The following is an 18,422-nucleotide window of genomic DNA, read 5'->3' on the forward strand; positions in this document are numbered from 1 at the left end:
TTGCGGGGCCTTTTTTTGTGGCGTCGAATTTACAACCGGGTGACCTGGTCAGGCACGCTGTTCCAGATTTCTGCCGTCAGCGTCTCCAGCAACTTTTTCTCCTCCTTGGCCAGGTTGGCTTGCAGTACGTGGCTCTGGCGCAGGTACGCCGCTTCGGTGATGTGCCCTGCATCTGCATCTGCCTGCAAGGCCTCCATGCGGGCGTGCAGCGGCTTGGCGATGCGCTGGTAGCGCTCGGCATACTGCACCTTCAGGTAACTGACCCAGAAGTCGCGCTGGGCAATCGAAGCCTTGAGCACTGCCGGCGTCTCGCCCTCTTCGATCTCCTTCTGCGCAGCCTTGATATCGGCATCGCTGACCTGGGCAGTGGCTCGGTAGCGCATGGTGTTGGGCTGCCCCGGCAGTTCGAGCGGCTCGGTCAGCGCGGTACGGTAAGCCAGCCGCACTTCGACCTCGTCCACCACCGTGCCAGCACGCACACGTGCATCGATGACCCGCCGGGCAATCAGCTCGACCTGCTCCAGACGATACAGCCCGCGCGCCAGCTTCATCAGTGACCACTCGGCACCCAGCTGGGTACCCAGCGCCAGGGCCTGGTTGATCAGCACCTGCACCTCAAGCTGGCTGAACACCAGGATCACCGCATCGCCACAATTGCGCACGCTGTCCAGGGTCTGCAGTACCTCCTCGCGCAGCGCCGTGTTGGCGCTCACTGCCTTGATCAGCGTCCACACCCGCTGCTTGAGGTCGTCGTAGGTCTCGCGAAAATCGGACGTCTCCCCCAGGTCATCGAACAGCCGGAACAGTTCGCCGGTGCCCGGTTCGGCCTTGAGCGCATCCCACATCGCCTGCAGTTCGGCCGCCTGCACCGCATCTGCACCGGCAAGCCAGGCCGTGGCACCGGCAGCCATCGGCTCGGGCGCAAAATGGACGCGCAGGTTCGGCGTAACGCCAAAGCTGATACGCGTGCGCTGACGATAGACCGTCAGCCTGACCTGGCTGTCGGCATCGATCGGGTTGCCGTGCAGGCTGGTGACCCGATTGATCCTCAACACCCGATCGACACGCTCGGCTGAGGGCGCCAGCACGTCCTGCGGCACCACCTGAATGTTGTTGGCGCGCAGGTCGACCTCTTCGAGCATGTCAAGGTCCATCAGGCCGGTCGGCCAGGTACTGATGCCCGTGTGCTGCAGCCTGAGCCCGCGCAGGTCGGCCAGGGTCGAAACATCGGGCGCGGTTATCAACGGGTTGTGGTCCAGGTTGAGGATTCTCAGGCGAACCAGTTTGGCCAGCACCGCATTGGCAGCAGCATCCATGACCAGGCTGTTGTAGCTGAACGTCAGCCGGGTGATGCGCGGTATGGCTTCCAGCGCGGCAGGCAGGGTGCTGAACAGGTTGTTGGAAAGGTTGAGCCAGCGCGTATTGGCAAACTGCTCGATAAAGGCCTCGGGCAACTCACTCAACTGCATGTCGCGCATGAACAGCGACGCCACATGGCTGAAATCGGCACTCAGAATCGGCAGACCGTCAAGGCGCGTCTCCGACAGGTTGAGGGTGTAGCCGACGGTTCGCCCTTCAAAGGTTACCACCGGGCTGGTCTGGCGCCGCCAGCAACGCTCGATGCGATCGGCCGCCACCTCCCGGTGGCGACGGGTGGCGAAACTCACGGACTGATCGTTGCGCCAGGCGGTCAGCTCATCGATCAGCTTGAACAGTTCCTGGCGACGCCCCTCAAGCTTGACCAGCAGCTCCTCCTCACTGAGCCCCTCACCTAGCTCCTGCAAAAAGGCCTGCACCTCGTCCACCGCCAGGTCGGGGTACAGCGCCCGGGCCCGCTGCATCGGCGTCTGCGGCCTGCCGAACGGGCGCCGGCCACTGAGCGGATAACCGATCTGGCCATCGAGCATGCGCATTGGCGGCTTGAACCAGCGCGTGCGCGGACGCACGCCGATGCTGCTACGCACCGCAGCCGTATCCTTGGCGGCATTCTCGGCCAACATCAGGCGCAACGCGTCGGCCTGGTTGATGTTCAGGCCCAGCAGCACGCGCTCGCTGTCGGGCAGCGCATGCAGCATGGCGGCGCACAACGGCTCCACCCCGCCCAGCGCGTTATGCTCGCTGTCATAGGCCTGATAGCCTTCGTCCAGCCGCGCGAGAATACGCTTGGTGCCGGTGGCCGTGCTGCTCCCGACCGCCTTGAGCTCATCGCCCCACGGGCTGCCCTCACGTACCTGCAACAGCACATCGCCAGACCAACCCGGCAAGGCCTGCAACTGGTCCATGGCAACCTTCAGGCAGTCCAGGCGATCGGTGTAGCCCAGGTAGAGGCCCTCACGGGCACGCACCACGCGCGCCTGCTCCGCCAGCCAGCGGGCCTGTTCGGCCAGGCGCAACGGCACCCGCGGCGGGTTGGCGGTGAGCTGCGCTCGCTCGCTGACGCTGGCACTCTCGACCAGCTCTCTGGCCTGCCGCCACGCCAGCCCGGCAAACTGCTTGCGTACCACCGCCATGCCCGCCACCTCCTGCACCGGGTCGGCGCGGTAGAGGCTGTCGAACACCTGGCTGCGGTTGACGCTGGCGTAACGGGCATAGGCTTCACGCAATTGCGTCAGGCGACCAGCCTCGGTCCTGGCCAGGTAGGGGCCGAACAGGGCCTTCTCTTCCTGTTCGGTCAAGCCCTGCAGCAGCGTTGTCAGGAAGCGTCCGTCGACCAGTTCCTGGCGCGTGATCGACAGGGTCCGGTTGTCGGCGCTCAGCGGCGTACCGTACTCCTTGACCAGTTGCCCGTCCTCCATCACCCGCACCAGCACGCCGGCCGGCCAACCCGGCATGCGTGTGAGCAAGGCCAGGGGCAAGGCATCGAGCTCGGTGGCCAGTGGTTGCCCGTCGCGCATGGCCGCAATCACATCCGTCACCCTGCGGCTCATCTGCCAGCGCACCAGGCTGTCGCCGAGCAACGCCGGCAAAGGCTCGTTGTTGCTGTGCAGGCGGCGCAGGCGTGCCTCGTCGATGCCGGTGATGGCGGCCATGTTCAGCAGGTCCTCGTCACCCATGCCGTCCACCAGATGGCCCAGGCGCCGCCACAACGTCAGGCCCTCCCACTGCTGCGGGTCTTCGGCCTCGAGGCGCCAGGCCCCGGCGCCGTTGTGCACCACCGGCGGCTGATAGGCGTCATCGCGAGGATGGCGGACCTGGTACTGGCCCGCTTTGGTGCCGATCACCTCGTAGGCGCGGCCCTGCACACGGATGTAGGTCTTGTCGCCCACGCTGTAGCGCCCCTGAAGGTCCGGCACGACCCCCGACAGATCGACATCCGCAGCATAGGGCTCCAGCTGCGGCTTCCACAGCCGGTACTGCCCGTTGGCCAGCCTGATCTGGATCGTGCCTTCCAGCAACTCGCTGCCCGGCCCGACGGCCAACGGCTTGAGGGCAAGCCCCAGGCCCACGGCGAATGCAATGTTCAGTGCCACCGACTGCAGGTGCGCCATGGCCAGCTCGCGATCACCCACCTCCCAGTCCTCGATGCCCTCGACCACCTCCCCGATCAACTGGCCGGCCGCCACCACCGCCATCACCTCCCCCAGCCCGGGTACGAAGAAGGCGGCGCTGTTGAGCACGTTCAGACCGATGCTTTCCCAGTACGCCAGGCGCGCCTCGCGGGCCGCTTCGTCCGCGTCGGCACTGGGCACGGCCAGGTGCCGCGCATCAGCCTTGGCCTTCTCGATCAGGCGTCGATGCTGCAACTCGAACAGGTCTTCTTCCACCCGGTGTTCACGCAGGTACAGGTCAGCCTCCAGGTTGGGCTGGCGCTCCAGCAGCCCGTGCTGGCCATCGACCAGGTGAAACAGATTGCTTTCCAGCAGCCCGAAGAAGCGCTCTTCATCGGCCCGGGCCACACAACCGCGCATGGACTGCTGATAGGCAGGCGAAATCAGGTTGATGCGCAGGTCGCGCTTGAACGCCTCGATGCTCGGGTATTCCTTGAGCGGGTACAGGGGCGCGCCAGGCACATACACCAGCACAGGCTCGGTCTGCTCGCTGAGCAGGCGGTCGGCACTGGCCACCCAGATACCGGACAAGCCAATGCCGAACATTTCCAGGGTGCTGAACACCAGGGGCTTGCCGTTGTACTGGGCGGCACCGGTGCCATCGAGCCAGCCGAGCAAGGCGCTGCGGGCAGCCTCGCCAATCTCGCCCTTCATCGCCGCAATCCAGGTGCGCACGCGCAGGCGCGCCTTGTAGGCCTCGATGGACTGCCGGCGAACCCGATCATGGGTGGCCGGCGCCTCGTACACCGCAGCCAGGTGATCCTGGTACTGCTTGCCCAGGTCCAGCTCATGGCACACACGGGCAAAGTCGCGCGGGGCCACCGCCAGCTTGCTGCTGTAAACGTAGCGATAGCGCGGCGCATGCTCGCTGCCAGGTACCAGCGTCATGGAAAATGCGCCCTTGGCCGCCAGGGCCGTACCGTCGTCGAATTCGGCATCCCGGGCAAAGTTCTGCAGCGCCGCCTGCAGCAGGCTCTGGCGCCTGGGCACCACGCGCACCAGCGCGCCCAGCAGTTCGGTGTCGTGGGTAACGTGCACGAATTCGTGGGTGTTGACGTCGTCGTCGCGCTGCAAGTCGCGCTTGAGCCTGGCCTTGAGCAGCGGCTCGGCGAACTCGACGATGCCTTTGAGGGGGCGCAGGGTACGCGCCAACGCGTCGGCGCAGGCGCGGGCGCGCTGCTGGCAGGCGAGCAGTGCCTGGCGCTGGTCCTCGCGGGCATTGCTGAACCAGGGCGCCGGCGCATCCCCTGCGCCCTGGTGCTGTTCGGCGCCCCAGGGCCGGCTCAGGGCCGCGAAACTTGCAGGGGTGGAGTGCTTGAGCCAGTCAGGCATGCGCTGATGGATGAAGGGGCCATGCGGCCCCGGGGTGACATAGGTGTCGGTGGAATCGGTGGGAGTGGTCATGATGGTCCTCGGGGTAGATTGAACCCCAAGCAGACCCCATCATGACGCAGGTGAAGTGCTACATATTGCTCAGCGCCAGCGGCCCAGGCGGCTCCACAAACCCACCAGGGTGTTTTCGATGGAGGCGCTGGCAGCCAGGCCAACGCGCTCCTGCAGGCTCTTGCGTTCGGCAAAATGCAGGTGATACAGGTTCGAATCGCGAGCGCGTTCGCTCAGGTATTCGTCACTGGTGCGCAGCTCGTCCACCAGTTGCTTGTTCAATGCCGCCACACCCAGCCAGACCTCGCCGGTGGCCACCTCATCGATGTGCAACTGCGGGCGGTAACGCGAGACGAAATCCTTGAACAGCTGATGGGTCACGTCCAGGTCTTCCTGGAACTTCTCGCGGCCCTTCTCGGTGTTTTCGCCAAACACGGTCACGGTGCGCTTGTACTCACCCGCCGTGAACACCTCGAAGTCTACATCGTGCTTTTTCAGCAGGCGGTTGACGTTGGGCAACTGCGCCACCACCCCGATCGAGCCCAGAATGGCGAAGGGCGCACTGACGATCCTGTCACCGATGCAGGCCATCATGTAGCCGCCGCTGGCCGCCACCTTGTCGATGCACACCGTCAGCGGCACGCCGGCCTGGCGGATACGCGCCAGCTGCGAGGAGGCCAGGCCGTAGCTGTGCACCATGCCGCCACCGCTTTCAAGGCGCAGTACCACTTCGTCCTTGGGCGTGGCGAGGGTCAGCAGCGCGGTGATTTCATTGCGCAGGCTCTCGGTGGCCGAGGCCTTGATGTCGCCGTCGAAATCCAGCACGAACACCCGCGGCTTGTCCTCGGGCTTTTTCTTCTGCTGCTTGTCGCGCTTGGCCTGCTGCTTGCGCAGGGCCTTGAGCTGGGCCTTGTCGAGCAGACCCGACTCCAGGCGCTCGCGCAGGTCCTTGTAGAAATCGTTGAGGCGAGTCACGTGCAACTGCCCCCCGGCCTTGCGCCGGCCCTTGCCGCGCAACCCGGCAATGGCCGACAACACCACCAGGAGCGCGATCACCAGGGTCGCGGTCTTGGCCAGAAAGCTGGCGTATTCAGCAAGAAAATCCACAGTAGCTCCTTAACATGTCTGCGCCCGTACGGCGCCAAACGTGGCCCAAGCATACCGGCGCGGCCACGCCTCCACCAGCGTGGGCAACGCCCCGAAACGCAGTTCAAACGACCTTTTCAAACGCTTGTATGTTTTTTCGTTGACAGGCCGCCATCGGCCACCTACCCTCGCCAGAACCTTCACTCCAGGCATACGACGTGGGCAGCATCTACCTCATTCGACATGGCCAGGCCTCCTTTGGTGCCGACGACTACGACGTGTTGTCGCCGACCGGCATTGCCCAGAGCGAAGCACTGGGCGATCACCTCGCCCAGCTGGGCCTGCGCCTGGATCGCTGCGTGGCCGGCGACCTGCGCCGCCAGCAGCACACCGCACGCCTGGCCCTGGCCCGCCTGCAGGCTGCCGGCAGCGCGGTACCCAGCCTGGAAACCGACCCTGCCTTCAACGAATTCGACGCCGACGCCGTCATCCGCGCGCTGCTGCCCGGCCTGCTGCCGGACGAGCCCGAGGCGCTGCACATCCTGCGCAATGCCCGCGACAACCGCAGCGAGTTCCAGCGCCTGTTCGCCCTGCTGGTGCAGCGCTGGCACGGCGGCGAGCACGATGTCGACGGCCTGCAAAGCTGGCAGGGCTTCGTCGAGCAGGTGCACGACGGCCTGCAACGCCTGCTGCGCGAGGCCGGGCAAGGCGACAACATTGCCATCTTCACCTCCGGCGGCACCATCACCGCCCTGCTCCACCTGATCACCGGCATCACCCCCAGCCAGGCGTTCGCGCTGAACTGGCAGATCATCAACACCTCGCTCAGCCAGCTGAAGTTTCGTGGCCGCGAGGTGGCGCTGGCTTCCTTCAACAACCAGGCCCACGTGCAGTTGCTGAGGGTGCCGGCGCTCATCACCTACCGATGAGCACCGGCCTGTTGCGGCCCCAGGGTCGCTTACATCACTTAATAAGGAATACACCATGACCGACGTAGCTAAAGCCGTTCAAGCCATGAAAGAGAAGTTCAACCCTGCCGCCGCTGCCGGCCTGGACCTGGTGTTCGGCTTCAACATCACCGACGAAGACAAGCACTTCTCGCTGATCGTCAAGGACGGCACCTGCGATCTGCAGGAAGGCGAAAACCCTGACGCCAACTGCACCCTGGTGCTGGACAGCGAAACCCTCAAGGGCATCGTCAGCGGCGAAACCGACGGCATGCAGGCCTTCATGGGCGGCAAGCTGCGCGTCGAAGGCGACATGATGCTGTCGATGAAACTCAGCGAGCTGTTCCCGGCCTGAGCCTTGCGCTGATGCCACCCAGAACCGAAGCCTTGTGCTTCGGTTTTTTTTCGCCCGGCATCAGGGGTGGTGATCGTGGTGCAACACGCTGGCCTATAACACAGTCAAACACTTGTTCGGTTTATCCACGAGAATTAGATTAAACAATAATCAGCGACTTTCAGAATAAAGGAAAAGCATGACGCTCACCGACCAGTCGACCCAGGTTCGCCCCGGCGAAGAACTCGATGCCGCCCTCATCGACCCTTATCTCAAGGCCAGCATTCCGGGCCTGAGCGGCACGCCGGTGATCAGCCAGTTCCCCGGTGGCGCGTCCAACCTCACCTACCTGCTCAGCTACCCGGACCGCGAGTTCGTGCTGCGCCGCCCGCCGTTCGGGCAAAAGGCCAAGTCGGCCCACGACATGGGCCGCGAGTTTCGCATCCTCAACCAGCTCAACAGCGGCTTCCCCTATTGCCCCAAGGCCTACGTGCACTGCACCGACGAATCGCTGATCGGCGGCGAGTTCTACGTGATGGACCGGGTCAAGGGCATCATCCTGCGCTCGGACCTGCCCCCCGAACTGGGCCTGGACAACCAGCGCACCGAAGCCCTGTGCAAGAGCTTCATCGACCGCCTGGTCGAGCTGCACCAGGTGGACTACACCGCCTGCGGCCTGGCCGACCTGGGCAAGCCCGAAGGCTATGTGCAGCGCCAGATCGAAGGCTGGAGCGCACGTTATGAAAAGGCCCTGACCCCGGATGCACCGCGCTGGGAAGCGGTGATCGCCTGGCTGCGCGAGAAGATGCCGGCCGACCACCCACGCCCCGCCATCGTGCACAACGACTACCGCTTCGACAACGTGATCCTCGACGCCGACAACCCCATGCGCATCATCGGCGTGCTGGACTGGGAAATGACCACCCTCGGCGACCCGCTGATGGACCTGGGCAATACCCTGGCCTACTGGATCGAAGCCGGCGACCCTGCGCCCGTGCAGCTGATGCGTCGCCAGCCGAGCAACGCACCGGGCATGCTCACCCGGCGCCAGTTCGTCGACTACTACGCCGAACGTGCCGGGCTGCAGATCGACAACTTCGACTTCTACTACACCTACGGCCTGTTCCGCCTGGCCGGCATCGTGCAGCAGATCTACTACCGCTTCTTCCATGGCCAGACCCAGGACAAGCGCTTCGCCCAGTTCGTGCACATGAACAAGCTGCTGGAGCACATGAGCCTGCAGGTCATCGGCAAATCCACGCTCTGACGCCCTACAACTACAAGGAACCCGCCCCATGTCCAAGACCCAGTTGTTCGACCTCGACGGCAAGATCGCCTTCGTGTCCGGCGCCAGCCGCGGCATCGGCGAGGCGATTGCCCACCTGCTGGCCCAGCAGGGTGCCCACGTGATCGTGTCCAGCCGCAAGCTCGACGGCTGCCAGCACGTGGCCGACGCGATCATCGCCGCCGGCGGCAAGGCCACGGCGGTGGCCTGCCACATTGGCGAGATGGAACAGATCGGCGCGGTGTTCGCCGGCATTCGCGAGCAGTTCGGGCGCCTGGACATCCTGGTCAACAACGCCGCCACCAACCCGCAGTTCTGCAACGTGCTGGACACCGACCTGAGCGCCTTCCAGAAGACCGTCGACGTGAACATCCGCGGCTATTTCTTCATGTCGGTCGAGGCCGGCAAGCTGATGCGCGAAAACGGCGGCGGCAGCATCATCAACGTGGCGTCGATCAATGGCGTATCGCCGGGGGTGTTCCAGGGGATCTACTCGGTGACCAAGGCGGCGGTGATCAACATGACCAAGGTATTCGCCAAGGAATGCGCCCCCTTTGGCATCCGCTGCAATGCGCTGCTGCCGGGGCTGACCGACACCAGGTTCGCCTCGGCGCTGGTCAAGAACGAAGCGATCCTGAACACGGCGCTGCAGCAGATCCCGCTCAAGCGCGTGGCCGATCCGAGGGAGATGGCGGGCGCGGTGCTGTACCTGGCCAGCGATGCGTCCAGCTACACCACCGGTACGGCGTTGAATGTGGATGGGGGGTTCCTGTCCTGATACCGCATAGCGGGTCAAGCCCACTCCCACAAGGATCACCGCTATTTCTGTGGGAGCGGGCTTGACCCGCGATAGGGCCCTGACAGGCACGCACCATCTCCTTTACCATAGCGCCCCTCAGGCGCAGCTTTACCGTTCTGCGCCCCAGTCGAATAAGCCCAACACCATGCCCTTCGAACTCAGCGTAGATCTCACCACCCTAGCCATTCTTGCCGCCGTGGCCTTCGTGGCCGGGTTCATCGACGCCATCGCCGGCGGCGGCGGCCTGCTCACCACCCCCGCCCTGCTCACCGCCGGCATGCCGCCGCACCTGGTGCTGGGCACCAACAAGCTCAGCTCCACCTTCGGCTCGGCCACCGCCGGCTTCACCTACTACCGGCGCAAGCTGTTCCACCCCGCACAGTGGCGACACGCCCTGGTCGGTACCCTGGTAGGGGCCTTCATCGGCGCCATCGTTGCCCACTACCTGCCGGCCGAATGGCTGAACAAGATGCTCCCGGTGGTGGTGTTTGCCTGCGGCGTTTACCTGCTGTTCGGCGGCACGCCCAAGGCGCCGCTGGACGCCGATGCGCCGATCAAGAAGAAGTGGCAACTGCCCCAGGGCTTGACCCTGGGTTTCTATGACGGTGTGGCCGGCCCGGGCACCGGCGCGTTCTGGACCGTCAGCACCCTGCTGCTGTACCCCATCGACCTGGTCAAGGCCAGCGGCGTGGCGCGCAGCATGAACTTCGTGAGCAACGCCGCAGCACTGTCGGTGTTCATCTTCTCCGGCCAGGTAGACTGGGCGGTGGGCCTGGCCATGGGCTCGTCGCTGATGGTCGGCGCGTTCTTCGGCGCACGCACCGCCATCAGCGGCGGCAGCAAGTTCATCCGCCCGGTGTTCATCACCGTGGTGCTGGCCCTGACCGTGCGCCTAGCGTGGCAGCACTGGTTCGGCCAGGCCTAGGCGGCGCGCCACGTACAGGTCGATCAGGTAACGCGCAATCGAGCGGCCCGCCGGCAACGGCGGCAGCGCATGCACGCTGAACCACTGGGCATCCTCGATCTCGTCGGCCTGCATCACGATCTCGCCGCCGGCGTATTCGGCATGAAAGCCCAGCATCATCGAATGCGGGAACGGCCAGCACTGGCTGCCCACGTACTGGAGGTTCTTCACCTCCAGCGCCACCTCTTCACGCACCTCGCGCACCAGGCAGTCCTCGGCCGACTCGCCCGGCTCGGCAAACCCGGCCAGGGTGCTGTACACGCCGGTCACGAAGCGTGGCGAGCGCGCCAGCAGTATCTCGTCGCCACGGGTGATCAGCACGATCATGCTCGGCGAAATGCGCGGGTAGCTGCGCAGCTCGCAGCCGGCGCAGTACATCGCGCGCTCCCACTGGATCTGCACCATCGCCTGCCCGCAACTGCCGCAAAAGCGGTGCTCGCGGGCCCAGGTGGCGATCTGCGCGGCATAACCGAGGAGGGTGTAGGTATCGGAATCGCCTTCCAGCATGAACTGGCGCAGGCCGCGCCAGCTGCAGCCCTGCGGCGCCTGTGCCGAGCGCAGTTCGAGCAGAAACACCGGCTGGCCGTCGAAGTGGCCGATGCCGTGCTCGCACACCACGTCCAGGTCCTGGCGCCTGAGCCAGTCCCGCGGGAACAGCGCGCCGTTGGCGTCCACCAGAAAGCCCTCGGCACAGTGGGCGACGGCCAGGCCGCCGGGGGTGTTGGGGTCCAGTACTGCAGTGGTCCAGCGCGCTGACATGTTGCGTTCCTTGAGGGTTCGCGACCGGGCTCAGTCGTCGAACTGCGGTTTCTGTTTGCTCATGCTGGCGGCCATCGCCACCCGCAGGTCGGTGGATTGCAACATGGCAGCGTTCCAGGTGGCAATGTATTCCAGCCCGTCGTCGATGCGGTGATCACGCATGTAGCTGAGCATCTCCTTGGTGCCGGCCACGGCAATCGGGGATTTGCCCGCGATCTCGGCGGCAATCGCAAAGACCCCGTCCAGCAGGCTGGCCTGATCGTCGAAGGTGCGGTTGACCAGGCCGATCTGGCGCGCCTCGTCGGCGCCGACAGTGCGCCCGGTGTAGGCCAGCTCGCGCAGCATGCCGTCGCCGATGATGCGTGGCAGGCGCTGCAGGGTGCCGACGTCGGCGGCCATGCCCATGTCGATTTCCTTGATCGAGAACTGCGCATCGGCAGCCGCGTAGCGCATGTCGCAGGCGGCGATCAGGTCGATCGCGCCGCCCAGGCAGTAGCCCTGGATGGCTGCCAGCACCGGCTTGCGGCAGGTATCCACGGCGTTGAACGAGGCCTGCATCTGCAGGATCTTGCGCCGCAGCAGGCGCGCGTTGCGGCCTACGTCCTTGCCCATTTCGTTGGCCACCGAGGCCAGCAGCATCAGGTCGATGCCGGAAGAAAAATGCTTGCCGGCGCCGCTGATCACCACCACGCGCACCGCGTCGGTCTCGTCGATCCACTGGAAGATCTCGACGATCTCGCTCCAGAACGCGGCATTCATGGCGTTGATCTTTTCCGGGCGGTTGATCTGGACGTGGGCGATGCTGTTCGACAGTTCGACCTTGAACGCGGTGTAGTCGGTCACGTGGCACTCCTTGGGCTGACGCGGGATGGGGTGGCTGGACTATATCGCAGACCGTAGGCGGCGCTTGTGCCAAAGGCTGGGCTGTTGCTCCTGCACTGCAGGAGCCGACCTTGCCGGCGAAGCGGCCGCCGCAGTCACCCGCAGCGGGCCCTGTCGCGCACCGGACACTGCGCCCGGTGCAGGTTCAGCGCCGTGTTGATGATGCCGATATGGCTGAAGGCCTGCGGGAAATTGCCCAGCATGCGGCCACCTTGCGGGTCGTACTGCTCGGCCAGCAGCCCCACATCGTTGCACAGCCCGCACAGGCGCTCGAACAACGCCTGGGCCTCTTGCTGACGCCCCAGCAGCACGTACACGTCCGCCAGCCAGAACGAGCACACCAGAAACGTACCCTCCCCCGGCGCCAGCCCATCGCAGCCGCTGTCGCTGTCGTAGCGGCGCACCAGCCCGTCATGCAGCAGGCGCTTCTCGATCTGCGCCAGGGTTGCCAGAAACCTCGGGTCGTCGGCTGGCAGAAAACCGGTCAGGGCAATCTGCAGCAGGCTCGCGTCCATCTCCTGCGAGCCATAGGCCTGCACAAAACAGCCCAGCTGCGCATCGACGCCCTGCTCGCACACCTGGCGATGGATCTGCGCGGCCACCTCGCGGTAGTGCGCAGCCTGGGCCTTGCCCTCCTCGGTCGGCTCGCTCAGGCTGGCCGCCCGATCGAACGCCACCCAGGCCATCACCTTGGAGTGGGTGAAATGCTGCTGCGGCCCGCGCACCTCCCAGATGCCCTCGTCGGGTTGGCGCCAGATGGTCTCCAGGTACGGCATGATCACCCGCCCGATCGCCGCACTGCGCGGCAAGCGCGGCAGGCCGCCGCGCATGGCCTGACACAGCGCATCGGCCACCTCGCCATAGATGTCCAGCTGGTGCTGCACCGCCGCGGCATTGCCCACCCGCACCGGCTGCGAACCGGCATAGCCGGCCAGCCAGGGCAGCTCGTACTCCGGCAGCCGGCGCTCGCCGGCCAGGCCGTACATGATCTGCATCTGCTCGGGGTTGCCCGCCACCGAGCGCAGCAGCCATTCGCGCCAGGCCTGGGCCTCCTCGAAGTAGCCCAGGTTCATGAACGCCAGCAAGGTCATGGTGGCATCGCGCAGCCAGCAGTAGCGGTAATCCCAGTTGCGCTCGCCACCCAGGTGCTCCGGCAGCGAGGTGGTGGCCGCGGCCACGATGCCGCCGGTGGGTGCATAGGTCAGCGCCTTGAGGGTGATCAGCGAGCGCTTGACCCGCGCCGTGTGCTCGCCCACCTGCGGGCAGCGCGCAGCAAACTCGCGCCACTTGTGTGCGGTGTCCAGCAGCGCCTGCTCCGGCTCGAAGGCCGGCTGCAACGGCAGGTGCGATGGCTGGTGGCTCAGGCTGAAGGTGTGGCGCTGCCCGGCCTTCACGCTGAAGCGGCTGCCGGTATGGTGATCGCGTGCGTGGGTGCTTACCGTGCTGCGCAGGGTCAGGCGGTCCGGCCCGGCCACGGCGGTCAGGGTCAGCGGGTCGAGCTTCTCGACCCAGGGCACGCTGCTGCCATAGTCGAAGCGCATCACCAGGTCCATGTCGAAGGCCACCTCGCCCTCCAGCCCCTCGACGATGCGCAGCACGCTGTGGTGCGCGTCGTCCAGCGGCATGCAGTCGATCAGGCGCGCACGGCCGCTGGCAGTGACGAAGGTGGTGTGCAGGATCAGGGTGTCCTGCTGGTACTCGCGGGTTACCTCCAGCGGCGCTTCGCGCGGCGCGATCTGCCAGCGCCCGTTTTCTTCGTCGCCCAGCAGCGCGGCAAAGCAGGCCGGCGAGTCGAAGCGTGGAAAGCACAGCCAGTCCAGCGAGCCGTCACGGCCCACCAGTGCTGCGCTGCGGCAATTGCCCAGTAGTGCGTAGTCTTCGATGGCGCCCGTCATGAACCTCCCGTCAACCAATGCTGTGCCAGACCCGCCGATCGCGGGCCAGCAGTTCGTCGGCCGCCTGCGGCCCGTCTTCCCCGGCCGCATACGGCTGCACCTCGCCGCCCTGCGCCCAGGCGTCCAGGAACGGCTGCACCGCACGCCAGCCGTTCTCGATGTTGTCGGCACGCTGGAACAGCGTCTGGTCGCCCGTCAGGCAGTCGTAGATCAGGGTCTCGTAGCCCGTGGAGGGCTGCATCTTGAAGAAGTCCTTGTAGGCAAAACCCAGCTCGACGTTCTCCATGGCCAGGGTCGGCCCCGGCCGCTTGGCCTGCAGGTCGAACCACATGCCCTCGTTGGGCTGGATCTGGATCTTCAGGTAGTTGGGCTTGGGCCGCTCGGCGTCGCTGTCGCGAAACTGCGCATAGGGCGCCGGCTTGAAGCAGATGGCGATCTCGGTGTCACGCACGCTCATGCGCTTGCCGGTGCGCAGGTAGAACGGCACGCCCACCCAGCGCCAGTTGTCGATCATCACCTTGAGCGCCACGTAGGTTTCGGTCTGGCTGTCGGGGTCGACCCGGGGCTCTTCGCGGTAGCCGGCCAGTTTCTTGCGCCCCTGCTTGCCGGCGGTGTACTGCCCGCGCACCGAGTTCTTCAGGGCCATGGCCTTGGACCACGGGCGAATCGCACCGATCACCTTGGCCTTTTCACTGCGCACCGCGTCCGCGCCAAAGGCGGCGGGCGGCTCCATCGCCACCATCGCCAGCAGCTGGAACAGGTGGTTGGGCACCATGTCGCGCAGTGCCCCGGTGGTGTCGTAGAAGGCGCCACGGGTTTCCACGCCCACCGTCTCGGCAGCGGTGATCTGCACGTGATCGATGTAGTGGTTGTTCCAGAACGCCTCGAACAGGCCGTTGGAAAAACGGCTGACCAGGATGTTCTGTACCGTCTCCTTGCCCAGGTAGTGGTCGATGCGGTAGATCTGCTTTTCGCTCATCACCTTGAGCAGGCAGGCGTTCAGCGCCTCGGCGCTGGCCAGGTCCGAACCGAAGGGCTTCTCCACCACCACCCGACGAAAGCCGTTGGCCTCGTCCAGCAGCCCGGCCGCCCCCAGTTGCTGCACCACGCCGCTGAAAAAACGCGGCGAGGTGGCCAGGTAGAAGATCGCGTTGCCGGTGCGCCCCTTGTCGATGCGCTCGGCGATGGCCTGGTAGGTGGAGGGCTCCATGAAGTCGCCGGTGAGGTAGCCGATGCCCTTGGCCAGGCGCTTCCACAGCTTGTCGTCCAGGCACCGGGTGGCGCCCTCGCCCTGGTCGCGTTCACGCATGAAGGTTTCCAGGCGCTCGGCGAATTCGCCGTCGGTGGCCGGGTTGTGGTCGACCCCGACGATGCGCATGCCTTTGTCCAGCAGGCCGTCGCGGTGCAGGTTGTACAGCGCCGGCATCAGCAGGCGTTTGACCAGGTCGCCATTGGCGCCAAACAGGAACAGGGTACAGGCTGGTGCCGCTTCGACGTCGTGTTCACTCATTCGGGCTTCTCGACATGGCCACCAAAACCGAAGCGCATCGCCGACAGCAGCTTGTCACCGTAGGTGCCCTGCTGCTGACGTGAACGAAAGCGCGCGAACAGTGCGCTGGACAACACCGGTACCGGCACCGCCTGCTCCACCGCCGCATCGATGGTCCAGCGCCCTTCGCCGCTGTCGGACACCGAGCCGCTGTAGCTGCCCAGCTGCGGGTCGGCCACCAGTGCATCGGCGGTCAGGTCCAGCAGCCACGAGGTGACCACGCTGCCGCGGCGCCACACCTCGGCGATTTCGGGCAGGTTGAGGTCGAAGCGCTGGTCGGCCGGCAGGCTCTCGCTGGCCTTGGTCTTGAGAATGTCGAAGCCCTCGGCATAGGCCTGCATCAGGCCGTACTCGATGCCGTTGTGGATCATCTTGACGAAATGCCCGGCGCCGGGTGGCCCGGCATGGATATAGCCCTTTTCGGCGCGCTCGCTGGGGCCGGTTCGACCACGGGTACGTGGAATGTCGCCCTCACCCGGTGCCAGGGTGGCGAACAGCGGCTCGAGGCGTTCGAAAATCGCCTGCTCACCGCCGATCATCATGCAGTAGCCGCGCTCAAGGCCCCACACGCCACCGGAGGTGCCGACGTCCACGTAGTGCAACTGGCGCTCGGCCAGGTGCTGGGCGCGGCGGATGTCGTCCTTGTAGAAGGTATTGCCGCCGTCGATGATCACATCGTCCGCTTCCAGCAGGTCGGCCAGTTGCGCGATGGTCTGCTCGGTGGCCTCGCCCGCCGGCAGCATCACCCAGACCGCACGCGGCGCGTCCAGTTGCTGCACCAGTGCGGCCAGGTCGGCGGCGCCTGTGGCGCCCTCGGCCACCAGCGTATCGATGGCGGGCGCGTTGCGGTCATGCACCACGGTGTGGTGCCCCTCGCGCATCAGGCGCCTTGCAATATTGCCGCCCATGCGGCCCAGCCCCACGATTCCCAGTTGCATGTGCCGATGCTCCGTAAAGTGTAGAAAGCCTGCTCAGGCCTTCAAGGTTAGTCCAGGCAGGCCTGGGTTGGTTTCATCGACCAACGGCACGACAGCGATAAACAAAAAAGTTCCCATGACAGGAAAAAGAATTCAGAATCGCGGCCGATCGAGCGTCTACGCTCAAACCATGTACCAAACCAATTGCGAGGTGTGCAATGGGAACCTTGATGTCAGCGAGCCCACCCCAGACCCTTTACGTGAGCGTGCGCCGCGACGAACTGCGCCGCCTCAAGGAAGAACGCGACCAGTTGCAGCGTCAGGTGGCGCAGCTGAGCCTGCTGTTGCAACAGGCCCAGGGCAGCGACAAGGCTGTGGTCACCCTCTAGGCGGCCAGCAGCGCCCGCGCCGAATACACAGCGCCGGCCACCGCCACCAGCAACAGCACCAGCCCCGACAGCCGGGCCACCAGCGCCCGGTGCCGCTGCGCCAGGGCGCCGCGCATCAGCGCGATGTACAGCGCCAGCACCCCCAGGTCGACCACCAGCCACAACGCCGCCAGCACCCCGATGCTGGTGCCGAACGAGGCCGTGACGTGGATGAACTGCGGGAAGAACGCCACGAAGAACAGAATGTCCTTGGGGTTGGCGATACCCACCGCAAAGCCGTGCCACCAGCCACTTGCCCTGGGCGGCGGCGCATCCTCCACGGCTGGCGCACGCAGCGCCCCCAGCCCCAGCCAGGCCATGAACACGCACCCCACCAGCGCCACCGCATTGAGAACCACCGGGCTGAGTGCCAGGCTGCCGGCCAGGATCAGCGCAGCGGCGGCCACCAGCACCAGGGAGGCGGCATTGGCCCCCAGCGCCGTGCGTATGGCCGCCCCGGTGCCCGAACGCCCGCTGGTGCCGACCACCAGCGCCACCACCGGCCCAGGGGTGGCGATCAGAATGAGTACAGTGCCCAGGTAGGCCAACAGCAGCGTGGTGTTCAAAATAGGCTCCTTTGTCTTCAATGCGGGTCAGGTGCAGAGTGTGCGCAGCTGCATGGCCCTTGAAAAACGCAAAATGCTCTGCCCTACTACGACAAATACTCATCATGGGCTGCCCCTGGCATGGTTGAACGTCTGCCCCCGTTGTATGCACTGCGCGCCTTTGAAGTGGCGGCCCGTACCTGTTCGTTCACCCGCGCCGGGGAAGAGCTGGCGCTGACCCAGAGCGCCATCAGCCGCCATATCCGCACCCTGGAGGCCCAGTTCGGTTGCCGCCTGTTCGAGCGCCACGGCCCGCGCCTGCGCCTCACCGATGCCGGGCGGCGTCTGGCCGAGCAACTGGGGGCGGGCTTTGCCCTGATCGAACAGGCCTGCCAGCCGTTTCGCAGCGCTTCGCGCCACCTGCGCCTGAAGGCGCCCTCCACCCTGACCATGCGCTGGCTGCTGGGCTGCATCCAGCGTTACGCCCAGGCCGACACCGTGCAGCTGGCAAGCGTGTGGATGGACGTCGACAGCGTGGATTTTGCCAGCGAGCCCTACGACTGCGCGGTGCTGCTGGGCAATGGGCAGTTCGGTGGGCAGGTCGAGGTGTGCAAGCTGTTCGATGAGCGATTGATCCCGATCTGTGCGCCGGGGTTGCTGGGGGATGGCGTGTGGGATGCGCAGCGGCTGGCCGGGGTGGCGTTGCTGCACCCGTCCAATGACCGGCGGGACTGGCAGCGCTGGCTGCGCGGGGCGGGCCTGCTCGAGCAGGTCGACCTGCAGCGCGGCACGCTGTTCGATACGCTGGAGCAAGGGATTGCGGCGGCCATGGCCGGGCATGGCGTGTCGATCGGCGACCTGGCGCTGGTGAGCGACGATGTCCGCGCCGGGCGGCTGGCGTTGCCGTTCGAACAGGCGGTGGCAACGGGGGATGCCTACTACCTGGTGTGCCCGGTAGGCAGTGCGTGGCGCGAGAGCATCGAGCGGCTACGGGTGTACCTGCTGGGGCAGTTGCCGGCCTGAAAAACTTCGCGGGTCAAGCCCGCTCCCACAGGTATGGCGCTGGTTTCGAGAACGGCGCTGTACCTGTGGGAGCGGGCT

The 18,422-nt window shown here is 65.7% G+C and carries 14 protein-coding genes and 1 pseudogene; 7 read left to right on the forward strand and 8 right to left on the reverse strand.

Translation table 11 applies throughout. The features are described 5' to 3' along the window. Positions 1-29: 29 nt before the first annotated feature. Together B4I46_RS15720 and sohB are read right to left on the reverse strand one after the other, a co-directional pair. Entirely contained in the window at positions 30-4,952 is a 4,923-nt protein-coding gene (locus B4I46_RS15720) for an NEL-type E3 ubiquitin ligase domain-containing protein (protein ID WP_286900914.1), read from the reverse strand. 69 nt (positions 4,953-5,021) lie between these two features. Next, positions 5,022-6,038 (reverse strand): protease SohB, encoded by a 1,017-nt coding sequence (gene sohB, locus B4I46_RS15725; protein WP_054915449.1) that lies wholly within the window; start codon positions 6,036-6,038, stop codon positions 5,022-5,024. Positions 6,039-6,235: 197 nt separating this feature from the next. On the opposite strand from sohB, the gene B4I46_RS15730 reads away from it, so the two are divergent. The 5 genes from B4I46_RS15730 (at position 6,236) to B4I46_RS15750 (ending at position 10,307) form a co-directional block, all read left to right on the forward strand. After that, complete coding sequence (locus B4I46_RS15730) at positions 6,236-6,946, forward strand: histidine phosphatase family protein (protein WP_088515425.1); 711 nt, start codon at positions 6,236-6,238, stop codon at positions 6,944-6,946. A 55-nt stretch (positions 6,947-7,001) separates the two neighbouring features. Next, positions 7,002-7,319, forward strand: a complete 318-nt coding sequence (locus B4I46_RS15735; RefSeq protein ID WP_286900916.1) for an SCP2 sterol-binding domain-containing protein — start codon at positions 7,002-7,004, stop codon at positions 7,317-7,319. A 178-nt stretch (positions 7,320-7,497) separates the two neighbouring features. Further along, positions 7,498-8,565, forward strand: a complete 1,068-nt coding sequence (locus B4I46_RS15740) for a phosphotransferase family protein (RefSeq protein ID WP_286900918.1) — start codon at positions 7,498-7,500, stop codon at positions 8,563-8,565. 28 nt (positions 8,566-8,593) lie between these two features. After that, positions 8,594-9,361, forward strand: a complete 768-nt coding sequence (locus B4I46_RS15745) for an SDR family oxidoreductase (RefSeq protein WP_286900919.1) — start codon at positions 8,594-8,596, stop codon at positions 9,359-9,361. 166 nt (positions 9,362-9,527) lie between these two features. Next, positions 9,528-10,307, forward strand: a complete 780-nt coding sequence (locus B4I46_RS15750; RefSeq protein ID WP_043859924.1) for a TSUP family transporter — start codon at positions 9,528-9,530, stop codon at positions 10,305-10,307. Here B4I46_RS15750 and nudC read toward each other — a convergent pair. From nudC to gnd, 5 genes and pseudogenes are all read right to left on the reverse strand, one after another. Continuing rightward, positions 10,275-11,105, reverse strand: a complete 831-nt coding sequence (nudC, locus tag B4I46_RS15755; protein WP_058541138.1) for an NAD(+) diphosphatase — start codon at positions 11,103-11,105, stop codon at positions 10,275-10,277. The two genes, B4I46_RS15750 and nudC, sit on opposite strands and share 33 nt — an antisense overlap. Before the next feature lie 30 nt (positions 11,106-11,135). After that, entirely contained in the window at positions 11,136-11,948 is an 813-nt protein-coding gene (locus tag B4I46_RS15760; RefSeq protein WP_043859926.1) for a crotonase/enoyl-CoA hydratase family protein, read from the reverse strand. A gap of 134 nt (positions 11,949-12,082) precedes the next feature. Beyond that, entirely contained in the window at positions 12,083-13,882 is a 1,800-nt protein-coding gene (locus B4I46_RS15765; protein WP_054915454.1) for a glycoside hydrolase family 15 protein, read from the reverse strand. A 10-nt stretch (positions 13,883-13,892) separates the two neighbouring features. Next, positions 13,893-15,392, reverse strand: coding sequence for a glucose-6-phosphate dehydrogenase (zwf, locus tag B4I46_RS15770; RefSeq protein ID WP_054915455.1), 1,500 nt, complete (start codon positions 15,390-15,392; stop codon positions 13,893-13,895). Then, positions 15,389-16,375: pseudogene (gene gnd, locus B4I46_RS15775) on the reverse strand (phosphogluconate dehydrogenase (NAD(+)-dependent, decarboxylating)); the annotation flags it as partial. The gene zwf and the pseudogene gnd, both read right to left, overlap by 4 nt. A 191-nt stretch (positions 16,376-16,566) precedes the next feature. Between gnd and B4I46_RS15780 the strand changes: the two are divergent. Continuing rightward, complete coding sequence (locus tag B4I46_RS15780; RefSeq protein ID WP_221181553.1) at positions 16,567-16,737, forward strand: DUF6026 family protein; 171 nt, start codon at positions 16,567-16,569, stop codon at positions 16,735-16,737. On the opposite strand, the gene B4I46_RS15785 is transcribed toward B4I46_RS15780, so the two are convergent. Further along, positions 16,734-17,342, reverse strand: a complete 609-nt coding sequence (locus B4I46_RS15785; protein WP_043862636.1) for a LysE family translocator — start codon at positions 17,340-17,342, stop codon at positions 16,734-16,736. The two genes, B4I46_RS15780 and B4I46_RS15785, sit on opposite strands and share 4 nt — an antisense overlap. Positions 17,343-17,462: 120 nt before the next feature. Between B4I46_RS15785 and B4I46_RS15790 the strand changes: the two genes are divergently transcribed. Further along, positions 17,463-18,344, forward strand: coding sequence for a LysR family transcriptional regulator (locus B4I46_RS15790; protein WP_286900923.1), 882 nt, complete (start codon positions 17,463-17,465; stop codon positions 18,342-18,344). Positions 18,345-18,422 lie beyond the last annotated feature (78 nt).

The organism is Pseudomonas sp. UBA7500, assembly GCF_002478435.1.
GTDB lineage: Bacteria > Pseudomonadota > Gammaproteobacteria > Pseudomonadales > Pseudomonadaceae > Aquipseudomonas > Aquipseudomonas palmensis.

Excerpts from the sequence above, each read along its gene's own strand:
- B4I46_RS15780 (WP_221181553.1), top strand. The coding sequence starts at position 16,567 with ATGGGAACCTTGATGTCAGCGAGCCCACCCCAGACCCTTTACGTGAGC.
- B4I46_RS15735 (WP_286900916.1), top strand. The coding sequence starts at position 7,002 with ATGACCGACGTAGCTAAAGCCGTTCAAGCCATGAAAGAGAAGTTCAAC.
- zwf (WP_054915455.1), bottom strand. The coding sequence starts at position 15,392 with ATGAGTGAACACGACGTCGAAGCGGCACCAGCCTGTACCCTGTTCCTG.
- B4I46_RS15765 (WP_054915454.1), bottom strand. The coding sequence starts at position 13,882 with ATGACGGGCGCCATCGAAGACTACGCACTACTGGGCAATTGCCGCAGC.
- nudC (WP_058541138.1), bottom strand. The coding sequence starts at position 11,105 with ATGTCAGCGCGCTGGACCACTGCAGTACTGGACCCCAACACCCCCGGC.
- B4I46_RS15750 (WP_043859924.1), top strand. The coding sequence starts at position 9,528 with ATGCCCTTCGAACTCAGCGTAGATCTCACCACCCTAGCCATTCTTGCC.
- B4I46_RS15720 (WP_286900914.1), bottom strand. The coding sequence starts at position 4,952 with ATGACCACTCCCACCGATTCCACCGACACCTATGTCACCCCGGGGCCG.
- B4I46_RS15745 (WP_286900919.1), top strand. The coding sequence starts at position 8,594 with ATGTCCAAGACCCAGTTGTTCGACCTCGACGGCAAGATCGCCTTCGTG.
- B4I46_RS15740 (WP_286900918.1), top strand. The coding sequence starts at position 7,498 with ATGACGCTCACCGACCAGTCGACCCAGGTTCGCCCCGGCGAAGAACTC.
- B4I46_RS15790 (WP_286900923.1), top strand. The coding sequence starts at position 17,463 with ATGGTTGAACGTCTGCCCCCGTTGTATGCACTGCGCGCCTTTGAAGTG.